Below are 12,188 nucleotides of genomic sequence, written 5' to 3' on the forward strand. Positions count from 1 at the left end.
ACGTTGTAAAAATCTTATACATCGCGAAAAAAAGCATACTGAGGTGGCTGTCAACTTACATGATCTACATCAATGATTTGCAGCAATTGCATTACCATTCAATTACATTTTTGTAATGAAAACATTGTGATAAATATCTATTCAGCGTAATGAACCATGTTACCTACAATCAATTGGACCAATGTATATGCGTAATTTTCCATTTATCGTCGTGCTTCTTCAGCGCAATCGTTTCATTACCTATTCGGTCAATATTCTTATCTTTGTAGGTCCCTTTTACGCTGCTTCTTGATATCGATATTGCTACGACATCGAATTGAGTAACATGGTGTTCAATAGACTCAATTGTCATTGCTTTTAAATACTTCATATCAGATAGCATATGATGACTCGCATACTCCTGTGCGCTTCTTTCAACGCCCTTTCCTTCGAGTATCAATACGTCATCAGCAAGCAAACCACGGGCGGTTTGCGCATCACCGGTTTCGAGAGCTTTATGGAACGCTAACACAGTCTTGCCAGCTGACGTTTCAAGACCAGTGAACATCGTCGATTTTGCTTCTTTGTCCGTCTCATTTTCATGAGAAAATACTGACCCACTCAACAGAATAAGAGTGAAAATTGTAAGGAGCTTGGGTTGAATAATGTGTTTCATATATATGACCTTCAATAAATAATTTAATTAATAAGTTAACAGTGGCACCCATTACATCGGTGGCCCAACTGCTGTTGTGACAACGCTAGTAGTGATTAATACGAGCAGACCTACACACGCTTCAGCAAATATAGAATGTCTTAATTTTATGTGTCCGTTTTCTTTTTGTAGTATGTGAGGTACGAGAAAAAACTTATGCGCGAACGCAAAGACGAGCAGCATCAAAACGCCGGAAATTTTGAGCATGAAAAGTTGACCATAGGGGCTATAAAAAAGCGCATCGATGTTTGGCAATAGCTGCACCAACATTCCTGAACCGACAATCAGCAATATAGTCACTCCCCATGACGCAAAACGACCAAACCTGTCCATCAATACATAAAGTTCGTTTCTGTTAAAGGTGGAACATGCATTTATCAATGGCAAGAGGGAACCAAGCCATGCAAAGGCCACCACAACATGCAGGGTAATAAGGGCGATACTTCCAAACCCAAGCGTATTGGTATGTCCAGAAAGGGTAAATGAAGCGCTGAGCAGCAATATTACTATAAGAGCAAAGAGCCCAAATAAAACTAACTTGGTCTTACTATTCAGAGGATTAGTTAGCCTTAATATATAAATCATCATAGCTGCTGCTAAGACAAACGCTATTGCTCTAACAAGGGTCAATGTGCCAACTGAGCTAACCCAAAGCATATTAAGCATAATGGGTTCAGTCATTCCTTTTAAACCTGTTTCGGACATGTTTCCCACTTGCACGAAAAAGTCAAAAAGGTTAGCGATCAATCCAACAGTAATAAATAAAACACCATACTGGCTAATGCTTGTTTGCCATTGTCTAACAACATAGTAGCGAGTTGATAGAGCATCGAGGTGCGTAAATAAAAGCATCGTTGAAAAACCACCAATGGCCGCCGCTATACCTAAATACACCAGGAATTTATTCAATATGAGTAATGTTGTCCAAATTTCTGGTGTCATGATAGTTCCCTGTTAATGGTTGTTATGCTCTGAGTGATCCATCTTTTTGTCTTTCATATCTTTCATCCCTTTCATCCCTTTCATTTTGTCCATTGCATGGACCATAAACGAAAAGTCTCCCTTCATTTTATGCCCATCATCACCCATGATTGTCCAAGATACTTTGTAGGTACTTGGCATTAACATAGGCAAATTGTAGGAAAAGGTGTCACTTGCCTCCATGCTTGGTTTGAACGCTGTTTCGATAGGCTCTCCTTTAGTATTAGCGATAGATAAGCTCACCAAACGAACAGGATTACCAAACGTCACTTCTATCACTTCAGGACTTTTCATCAGCATGGCATTGTCAGCAGGCAAAGACGATGTCAATCCTGTGTGAGCGAATACCGACATACTGGTCATTGTTGCGAATATTATTGCGATATACTTTTTCATTTTTTTCTCACTTAGTTATTGTTTAAAGTTAAGGGTTAAAAGTTGTCATCTAATTTGTGTATTTGTCTCCTTTTCCACAGCAAATAAATAGCGGGCAATACCAGCAAGGTAAGTAACACTGCGCTCATCATGCCTCCTACCATCGGTGCGGCAATGCGACTCATGACTTCTGCACCTGTGCCGGTCCCATACAATATAGGTAATAGGCCCAGAATAATGGCCATCGCTGTCATCATCACAGGTCTTACTCGAAGTCCAGCGCCATGCAACACTGCTTCTGTCAATTCAGCATCACTTGGTTTGGTGTTGTTCTCTCGACAACGCTCAAGTAGCGCGTTGTACTCTTGGTTGAGATACACGAGCATAATGACGCCTATTTCAACCGCGACACCTGCTAGTGCAATGAACCCAACGCCGACTGCAACAGAGAAGTTAAATCCTTCGAGATACATCAACCAAATACTCCCCACCATGGCTAAGGGCAATGTACCCATAATAATGGCGACCTCAGTCACGTTTCTAAAATTCAGATACAGCAGAATAATAATGATAGCTAGCGTGAGTGGTACCACATAAGTTAGTTTCTCTTTGGCTCGCTGCATATATTCATATTGACCTGACCACGTAATTGAGTAACCTGCTGGCAAGACCAATTGATCGCTTACCGCTTTTTGGGCTGCCACTACATAGGTGCCAATGTCTACGCCATCAATATCGACGAATACCCAACCATTTAAGCGCGCGTTTTCACTTTTTATGCCTGGAGGGCCATCTTCAATGTATACATCGGCAACATCTGCCAGCGCGATGCGCTTACCCAGTGGCGTTATAATTGGCAATAGGGATAATGCTTGGGGTGACGAACGATATGACTGAGGGTAGCGAACGTTAACCGGATATCGCTCTAGCCCTTCAACACTCTGCGTCACATTCATGCCGCCTACAGCGCTTGCCACAACCGACTGAATATCAGCGATATTCAAGCCATATCGTGCCGCTCTTTCGCGCTGAATATCGACCTTCACATAACGACCGCCTGCAACGCGTTCGGAATAAACAGAAGCTGTCCCGTCAACCTTCGTTAAGATTGTTTCAATTTGCTGCCCAATCCCTTGTATTTCTTTAAGTTCGGGACCGCCAATCTTAATTCCCACAGGGGTTTTTATACCGGTTGCTAGCATGTCAATACGGGTTTTGATTGGCATTACCCAGGCGTTCGTCAGACCGGGGAAATCGATCAAACCATCAAGTTCTTTGATTAGGTCTTTGGTGGTAAGCCCTTCGCGCCATTCATCATGAGGCTTCAATTGAATGAAGGTTTCAATCATAGTCAGAGGTGCCGGATCAGTTGCCGTATCCGCTCTGCCCACTTTGCCAAACACCGTTTCCACCTCTGGAACGGTGTAGATCAACTTATTGGTTTGTTGTAACAATTCACGCGCTTTACCAATAGATATCCCCGCATACGTGGTTGGCATATACATCAAATCGCCTTCATCCAATGGTGGAATGAACTCACTACCAATTTTATTAATGGGCCAAAAGCCAATCACCAATACCACTAATGCACCTAAAAGCGTTAGTTTAGGAAAACGAAGTACTGTTTTGAGTGAAGGCATATACAACCACGATAAGCCCTTGTTCACTGGGTTTTTGTGCTCGGCGAGCACTTTGCCTCTTATGAAATACCCCATCAACACAGGCACAAGCGTAATCGCTAGTGCAGCCGATGCAGCCATCGCGTACGTTTTAGTAAAGGCAAGTGGTGCAAACATTCTCCCTTCTTGCGCTTCGAGGGTAAACACAGGCACAAAACTTACCGTTATAATAAGTAAACTAAAGAACAGTGCAGGCCCTACTTCTGTGGCCGAGTCCACTACAATTTGCCAACGGTTTTCTTTCGTAAGTGGCGTTCGTTCCATGTGTTTGTGCATATTCTCAATCATGACAATAGCACCGTCAATCATGGCCCCAATGGCAATCGCGATACCTCCTAGAGACATAATATTCGCGTTGATACCTTGAAAATACATCACAATAAATGCCGCTAAGATACCTACCGGTAAACTCACTATTGCCACGAGTGACGACCGTACATGAAATAGGAAAGCCACACATACAAGCGCCACTACCGCGAACTCTTCTAAAAGTTTAAAGCCTAGATTGTTAACAGCACGCTCTATTAAGGCTGAACGATCGTAGACAGTGACAACTTCAACACCATCAGGAAGCCCTTTTTTGAGTTCCTCGAGTTTTGCTTTAACGCCATCAATCGTTTTCTGTGCATTTTCGCCATAGCGCATGACAACAATACCACCCACGGTTTCGCCCTTGCCATTAAGCTCGGCTATACCGCGGCGCATTTGTGGGCCAATTTGTACATCGGCAATGTCCTTTATTAAAAGTGGTGTTCCATTATCATTGACACCAAGTGGGATCAACTCTATGTCACTTTTGTTCTCGATATAACCTGTTGCTCGAACCATGTATTCAGCTTCGGCCATTTCAATAACTGATGCTCCGACCTCTTGATTACCTCGCTTAATTGCCATTTGTATGTGCGATAAGGGTATGCCATACGCCCTTAGTTTTTCAGGATCAACGCGAACTTGATACTGCTTGACCATGCCGCCAATGGCAGATACTTCCGAAACACCGGATACTGTTTGTAACTCAAATTTTAAAAACCAATCCTGTAAACTGCGCAATTGACTAATATCGTGTTGGCCGGTTTTATCAATCAGAGCATACAAATACACCCAGCCTACACCGGTCGCGTCAGGCCCTAACTGCGGTCTTGCGTTATCAGGTAAATTAGGTGCAACTTGAGACAAATACTCGAGTACTCGGCTTCGTGCCCAATACAGATCGGTATCATCATCGAAGATAATGTAAACGTAAGAATCACCAAAAAATGAATAGCCGCGCACCGTTTTAGCCCCAGGAACCGATAACATTGCGGTGGTTAGTGGGTAGGTAACTTGATCTTCGACAACCTGTGGTGCTTGTCCAGGGTAACTTGTTTTTATGATGACCTGCACATCTGACAAATCAGGAAGTGCGTCCACAGGCGTATTTTTTACCGTAACAAGACCGCCACCGACGATAATTAATGCCAAAAGCAATACAAAAAATCGATTGGTAACAGACCATCTTATAATGGCTGCAATCATTGGTGTTGTCCTCTATGGCTAGAGTGATCGACTTCCATTTTCGTTGTATCCGGTTTGGCAGACTTATCCATATCATTCATATTATGCATGTCATGCATACCGTCCATATCATCCATGTTTTCGTCATCATTCATGCCGTCCATGTTTTCCATCTGCATCATATTGCCATCTTCATCAACAATATGGATGGTATTGACCAAGTAGTCACCAGTGTCTAACTTAGTAATTTGGAGGTGCAGTGACATCCCTGCAGATAACTGTGAAATATCAATGTCATCTGCGACATTGAAATCCATGGTCATGCTAGGCCAGCCCCAATCTTCAATCTCTGCATGATCGAGATTAACCATACGGTGTTCTATCATTACGCTGTTTATGGTTGCTGTTGTCCACACCATGGTAGGCGCAGCATCTGGCTCTTCCATTCGTTTGAAATCTGATGAAATACTGCTTTCTGAGTCCAACAAGAACTGCGCCGAGGTGACAATGCGATCATCCTTATTCAAGCCCGCTAAAATTTCCGTATATTCATTCACAATATTGCCTACTTCAACTTCAACTGATTTGAAACGACCCTCGCCTAATGCCAACACGACTCTATCTTGTGTGCCTGTGCGTATAACTGCTTCGGTAGGAACCAGTAAGTTTTCATCGTCTAAGTCAGAATGAATGGTCACTTGAGCAAACATGTTTGGTTTTAAGAAGTAGTCTGGATTTTCAAACCTTAGACGTGCTTTCAATGTTCTTGTTTTTTCGTCGAGCGTTGGGTAAACGTAGTCGACTTGCCCTTGCCATTCTTTGCCTGGTAAATACTCTAAGGTCATCGTTACGGCTAACCCTTCTTCAATCAGATTAGATTGACGTTCAAATATTTCAGCATCTACCCATACTTCGTCTAAGGCACCAATCGATAAAATAGTGATACCAGGTTTTACATAAAAACCTTGTCTAACATTGAGATTATCTACAAAACCAGTTTGTGGGGCAGTAAAGGTAATTGTGTGTTGCACTTTACCAGTATTATTCAATTTTTTAATAGCTGACGCCGGCATTTGTAGTGCTTCTAAACGAGATGATGCTGCCTCAATAAGATTCTTATTATTGCGAGTGCGCGCGAGTAAATACTCTTCTTGAGCGTTGACTAATTCAGGAGAATAAAGCGCGTATAGTGGCTCACCTTTTTTAACATAATCACCGGCGGCTTTAACGTAAAGATTATCAATCCACCCCTCTACGCGAGGATGAATGTGAACGAGGGTGTCTTCGTTGTATTGCACATAGCCCACTGTTCTGATGGGCACATGTAAGGCCTTTTTCTCAACTTTAGCGGTTCTTACACCCAAATTATTTTCCACATTAGGATGTATTTTTATCGTTCCAGGACTATCAGCATTGTTACCACCGTCGTCATAAACGGGGATCAGGTCCATACCCATCGGAGACTTTCCAGGCGTATCTCTTCTATAGTTAGGATCCATTGGCGCGACCCAATACAAGGGTTTGTCCGCGTCAACGGTGCTATCAGAAAGACTGTTGTGGCTTGTCGGCATCATGTAGGTATAAACAAGCGCAGTAATTACTGCACCTGCAAACAAGCCTATGGCAAGCGTGCTAGTGTTTTTCATTATTTCTCTCCGAAACGGGTATTGGCGATTGATGGCTCATCGCTAAAAAAGTAGTTTAATTGTGATTGGGACTTGAGTAAGTCTACGTCAATGTTGAGAGCATCTATTCTGGCGTTTAGATCAGCTATTCTCGCCCTAACAACTTCAGCAAAATCACCGTCATCGTTGGTATATGCGGTTAATGAAGCCTCTGCTTGGTCACTCATTTGTATTAATATATCGGTTTGGTACAAGGCTTCTCTTTGCTGCAGTCTTCGGTGAGCGGCGTAGGCTGATTGCAGTTGCGATAGCAGTGACCTTAGGGCGAGCCTTTTTTCAGTTTTGATCGCCTCAGTTTGACTGATGGCCGCGGACACTTCTTGGTCTTGTTTATTTCCGGTAAACAGAGGAACATCAAAAGTTACTCCAACAGAGATAAAGTCAGCTCTGCTGCGCCCTAGCTGGTCGTCTGCGCGATAAGCATAACTTGCATTAACTCCCCATTGCGGTTTGTATTGCTGTTTGGCTAAGTCTATACCGGTATTACTTGCTTCAATCTTCTGCTCTATTGCCAGCACAGCGGGGTGATTATTCAGCAACTCTGCCAATATATCGATATTGCCGTTTTCTAACTCTTTCGTGGCATTCAAATATAAGCGCGGGATTGTTGGTGCTTTTGCAGGTAGGTCAACATGTTGCTGGTAACGCTGCGTATTTGTAGACCAAGTCTGTTCATCCAACAGCCATTCTAATAGCTCTGCTGTTGCTTGTTCTTTTTGAGAATGCAGTTTGGTAAGTCTATCTTCAAGTCTGGTCAGTTCGAGCTGCGCTCTCACAATGTCCTGCTGGCGTACTTTGCCGACAGCGGACGAGTAACTGGCTTGTGCAATTTCGCCTAACTGTTCGAACAAGGCTCGGTCTTGCTCAATCAATGCAATAGTTTGCTGTGCGCGAAATATCTCTAACCACTTTATTGATACTGTCAGCGTTGTTTTAGCTATTCTATCTTGACGCATTATTGGATGCTGTTTGGCAAGCTCTTGCAGTTGCTTACGACGGATATCCAAACTATCTCCCCGTGAAAACATTTGCGACACACCTGCTTTTAGCTGGGTCATAGGCTCTTGGTCAAAAGCAAACCCATCGGTAGGCAAGTTCGCTAAGCCAATCGACACAACTGGGTCAGGTAAAGTAGATGCCGCAACGCTGTTTGCCATTATTGCTTCCTCACTATACTGACTCCCCTTCAACCACGGGTCTTGTTTGACGGCCGCCGTTATAGCTTCTTCTAGGGTTAAGATACTTGAGTCAGCAGCAACAGCATGGGCAGCAACTAATATAAACGTTGCTACTGACATCAAAGTTATGAAAGGTTTCATCAAAATTGCTCCTCGTAAGTCGCTATCTCAGCGTAAACTGTTGCGCTACCGTCGGCATGCAAAAGGAGGATTTGATAAGGCATAAAACGTTCTCCCATTTCCATTCCAGGCGAACCAACAGGCATAGCAGGCACTGATAAGCCAATACTATTCGTCGGCACTTTAGCTAGGTATTGTTTGATGTATTTCGAAGGTACATGTCCTTCAAACACGTAACCGTCTTTTGACTCTGCTGTGTGACAAGAGCGGTAGTTAGGCGCAATGCCTTTGTCTTCTTTTAGATCGTTTAGATATGTTATGTTGTTAGCCGAAATGTCAAATCCGCTCTCTTCGGCATGAGTTATCCATTTTTGGCAACAGTTGCATGTCCTGCTTTTAAATACAGTCAGCTCAATGGGGGTTGCCAGTGTTGAATCATTTGTGGCTATTTCAAGTGTGTCAATATCAGATGCGTCTGAGCATGCAGTCATTATCAAAACCGATGCAAATATGCTTGCCTTAGTTACTAACAATATAGAAAATTTCATAGTGAATTCCTCTTCAATGAATTGTGTTTAGTATGATTAAGCGAAAACACCGTAGTAGCTTACAAAAGGTTATTTTCACAAAGTTGTTGTTAAAAAACGGGAGTAACTAAACAGTAAGGCGCTTCGGAGGGCGTTGCAGTAGTGCGGGAAAGATACTTGTAAACGCTGAAATAAAAGAAGCCCCTTTTATTTCAGTGAAATTTGGTTCCACTGATAGATCGTCATCGATAAGTACAGCAATGGTTAATAGAGCGGCGGGGCAACAACAGTCTTTAGCGCAACAATTCAAGTCGCGACTATCTATTTCGCCATTATCCATTTCGCTTTTAGTGTCAGATGAACTGTAAGTATCCAGTTCGCTCATACTAGGCATCACCATATCGTCTTGCGAGCAAGGCATATTAGCAGCAGCAAATGCCTGTGCACTTTGCGATACAATCATCGTGATGATGAAAATGATGTGTATAAAACGTTTTGACAATTTAAGCTTATCCAAAGGTTTGAGGATTTAAAATACTCTATTAAATACAAAATTTGCATGTCATGATCCTGACCGCAGAGTTATATTACAGATTCAACCTGACACGTTGATTACGTGCAGATTACAATTCTGTCATCAAGCCAATATTTAGTGCGTTTTTAACTTATACTGCGGGTTCGCGATTTGCTCATCTATGGAACTAAGTAGAAAACGCGAGCGCACACAAAAATTAGATGCTGTAGTCTAGTCTCATGAACTGGAGCTTAAATGAAAATACTGGTAGTTGAAGATGAACCCAAAACGGGCGATTACATCAAACAAGGTCTGTCAGAAGCGGGCTGCGTTATTGAATTGGTTAGAAACGGTTTAGACGGTCACCATAAAGCCATGACAGGTAATTTTGAACTGGTCATTCTGGATGTGATGTTGCCTGACATAGACGGTTGGAAAATAATGAGCTCCTTACGAGAGTCAAACAACCCTACTCCCGTTTTGTTTTTAACTGCCAGAGACAGTGTAAACGACAGAGTTAAGGGGCTTGAGTTAGGAGCCGACGATTATCTCGTCAAGCCATTTGCGTTTGCTGAATTGCTCGCTAGAGTGCGTTCCTTGCTAAGAAGAGGCATTGCAATGCCTACCAACACTCTTGCAATAGCCGATTTAAAATTGGACATACCCTCTCGCATCGCTTCTCGCGCAGGTAAAACCATTAATCTCACTACGAAAGAATTTACTCTGCTTGAACTGATGGTCAGGCGACAAGGCGAGGTATTGCCCCGCTCACTTATTGCTTCACAAGTTTGGGATATCAATTTTGACAGCGATACCAATGTAATCGACGTGGCTATCAGAAGACTCAGAGCAAAAATTGACGATGATTTTTCACCAAAATTAATACAAACCATTCGTGGTATGGGCTACAAACTATCAGCGGTGGACAATGAATAAGTGGTATAGCGTGGCTAACTCTCTTGCTTTTCGAACAACCAGCCTCGTGGGAATAACGGTTTTATTATTTTTTTCCGTGATGCATGCAATTGTCATCCATTCGATAGAACAACATTTTACCGAGCAAGATGCATCAGAACTAAATGAAGTTTACCGAGCGGTTGACGCCAAGCTCAAAGATGCGGCATCGAACCATACGCCGCCATCAGAAACTCTATTTGAAGCAGTTTCTGGTCACCACGGCGTTTACTATCATGTTGAGAACGCAGACGGCGAAACTCTCTTCTCAAGTGAGGGAGCTGATTTTAGTTTTTACCCTGAGAACTCCCCTTCTTTTGCAACAGTTACTCCTGATAATTTAATTTTATTTGAAGACACGCAACATATGTTGCGTGCAACCAAGCTAACAACCAGTGTCAATTTAAGCGGTACAGTTAAAACGTATACCGTCATTGTTGCTTCCAATATGGAATTCCACATGTCTTATATGGAAGACTTTAAAAAAACACTTTGGTTATTCACGCTTTGCGCAGCCATTGTGACAATATTAGCTGCAAGGATCGCAATCCATAGAGGCCACTCGCCGCTCAGAAAATTGAGCAGAAAAATTGAAACAATATCTGCTGACCACCTAGATGCCCGATTAAGCACAAAAGGTGTCCCGAGCGAACTGACTGTTTTAGTAGACTCGTTTAACACCATGATCCAGAAGTTGGAAGATGGTTTTTCAAGATTGTCCTTCTTCTCTGCCGATATCGCACATGAATTAAGAACCCCAATCACTAACTTAACCACACAAACGCAAGTGATATTGAGCCGAGAAAGAACCAATGAGAATTATACGGATATACTGTACTCACATCTTGAAGAATACGAGCGCATGAGCAAAATGGTAAGCGATATGCTTTTACTAGCGCAAACCGAGCATGGCTTGATTAAGCCCAATAAAGATGAGGTAGCCGTTAACCAAGAAATAAAGGACTTAATGGAATATTTTGAGGTGCTGGCTGATGATAAAAATATAAAGCTTACTCTAATTGGTCCTCCAGTAGTGATAGTGTGTGATAAAACAATGCTGCGCCAAGCACTCAGTAATTTAATTTCCAACGCAATTCGTTATTCACCTAAAGATGATGAAATCGTAATTGCTACAAAAAATACGGCTGACGCCATCTCTATTTCAATTATTAATCATGGCGAAGTAATATCTAAAGAGCATTTAGGCCGCTTGTTCGACCGTTTTTATAGAACCGATTTTTCGAGAAAACGAGATGGGCAAGGAGCTGGCCTCGGTTTAACAATTGCAAAGTCCATAATAAAAATTAATGGGGGTGATATACATGTTGAGTCATCGACAAAAGAGACCTGTTTTACCATTAAATTATTTAACTAGATGTGGATGACGAGGAAAAGATTCGAATATCCGGTTCTCATTATTATATTCATCTGATTACTTCATCAGCCGTTCCTATCATTCAGGTCTATCGATTGTTTGATATTTTTGAATAAAAAGTCATTTAGAAATTTTTAACCATTTAAATTAAACTATTCCATCAAACCTGATACTGCAATTAGTTCAGCAGTGACAAAGGCATCTTTGGGAATAAAATCAAACTCAGAATAAAAGAATGCTCGTCCAAATCTGTTCCGAGACCAACGGCTTGTACCCATAAACTTTCTGTACCTCACTTGCTTAGTTTCAACTATCGTTCCTTCTACAGAAGTGATGCTGATTAAGACATACCCTTCAGGTAGTCCAAATGAACTGTAAGAACTCAACATGCCTTGCACGGACCAGCTTTCTCCTTTTGGATAAACCGAAACTGAGGAAAGTCTCCACTTTTGATTCTTTTGTTGTACGATTTCTGTTTTAAATGAGCTACACGATATCGTCATGAGCGAGACAAATATGAGAAACACGATTTTCAGATAACAAATAAAAAATTTATTCATGTCTATCCTCATTTGAATGAATGTCAGCCTGCTGATGCACATCGCACGCAGC

At 42.2% G+C, this 12,188-nt stretch carries 11 protein-coding genes; 2 read left to right on the top strand and 9 right to left on the bottom strand.

What is annotated here, in order from left to right; translation table 11 throughout:
• Positions 1-169 precede the first annotated feature (169 nt).
• The 8 genes from J5X92_RS08985 to J5X92_RS09020 all read right to left on the bottom strand — a co-directional run bounded on the left by J5X92_RS08985 (position 170) and on the right by J5X92_RS09020 (position 9,235).
• On the bottom strand, positions 170-547 hold the full coding sequence (locus J5X92_RS08985) for a nuclear transport factor 2 family protein (RefSeq protein ID WP_244360497.1): 378 nt from the start codon (positions 545-547) through the stop codon (positions 170-172).
• A 159-nt stretch (positions 548-706) separates the two neighbouring features.
• The gene (locus tag J5X92_RS08990; protein WP_208805502.1) at positions 707-1,636 is read right to left on the bottom strand and encodes a CopD family protein; all 930 of its coding nucleotides are present in this window, start codon (positions 1,634-1,636) and stop codon (positions 707-709) included.
• A 12-nt stretch (positions 1,637-1,648) separates the two neighbouring features.
• Entirely contained in the window at positions 1,649-2,071 is a 423-nt protein-coding gene (locus J5X92_RS08995; RefSeq protein ID WP_208805504.1) for a copper resistance CopC family protein, read from the bottom strand.
• 35 nt (positions 2,072-2,106) lie between these two features.
• A complete protein-coding gene (locus J5X92_RS09000; protein WP_208805506.1) occupies positions 2,107-5,244 on the bottom strand; it encodes an efflux RND transporter permease subunit in 3,138 nt (1,045 codons plus the stop codon).
• Positions 5,241-6,869: an efflux RND transporter periplasmic adaptor subunit gene (locus tag J5X92_RS09005; protein ID WP_208805508.1), complete on the bottom strand. Its 1,629-nt coding sequence runs from the start codon at positions 6,867-6,869 to the stop codon at positions 5,241-5,243. The genes J5X92_RS09000 and J5X92_RS09005 overlap by 4 nt, the downstream gene beginning before the upstream one ends.
• Positions 6,869-8,206: a TolC family protein gene (locus tag J5X92_RS09010; protein ID WP_244360538.1), complete on the bottom strand. Its 1,338-nt coding sequence runs from the start codon at positions 8,204-8,206 to the stop codon at positions 6,869-6,871. The genes J5X92_RS09005 and J5X92_RS09010 overlap by 1 nt, the downstream gene beginning before the upstream one ends.
• A gap of 20 nt (positions 8,207-8,226) precedes the next feature.
• Positions 8,227-8,754, bottom strand: a complete 528-nt coding sequence (locus tag J5X92_RS09015; RefSeq protein WP_208805510.1) for a DUF411 domain-containing protein — start codon at positions 8,752-8,754, stop codon at positions 8,227-8,229.
• A 106-nt stretch (positions 8,755-8,860) separates the two neighbouring features.
• Positions 8,861-9,235, bottom strand: coding sequence for a hypothetical protein (locus J5X92_RS09020; RefSeq protein ID WP_208805511.1), 375 nt, complete (start codon positions 9,233-9,235; stop codon positions 8,861-8,863).
• Between the two features lie 267 nt (positions 9,236-9,502).
• On the opposite strand from J5X92_RS09020, the gene J5X92_RS09025 reads away from it, so the two are divergent.
• Together J5X92_RS09025 and J5X92_RS09030 are read left to right on the top strand one after the other, a co-directional pair.
• Positions 9,503-10,183, top strand: a complete 681-nt coding sequence (locus tag J5X92_RS09025) for a heavy metal response regulator transcription factor (RefSeq protein ID WP_208805512.1) — start codon at positions 9,503-9,505, stop codon at positions 10,181-10,183.
• Entirely contained in the window at positions 10,176-11,576 is a 1,401-nt protein-coding gene (locus tag J5X92_RS09030) for a heavy metal sensor histidine kinase (RefSeq protein ID WP_208805513.1), read from the top strand. Before J5X92_RS09025 ends, J5X92_RS09030 begins: the two co-directional genes overlap by 8 nt.
• A gap of 152 nt (positions 11,577-11,728) precedes the next feature.
• Here the strand turns inward: J5X92_RS09030 and J5X92_RS09035 are convergent, their stop codons facing one another.
• Positions 11,729-12,136, bottom strand: coding sequence for a hypothetical protein (locus J5X92_RS09035; protein WP_208805514.1), 408 nt, complete (start codon positions 12,134-12,136; stop codon positions 11,729-11,731).
• Positions 12,137-12,188: the final 52 nt, after the last annotated feature.

Source organism: Alteromonas sp. K632G (assembly GCF_017653625.1).
GTDB classification, from domain to species: domain Bacteria; phylum Pseudomonadota; class Gammaproteobacteria; order Enterobacterales; family Alteromonadaceae; genus Alteromonas; species Alteromonas naphthalenivorans.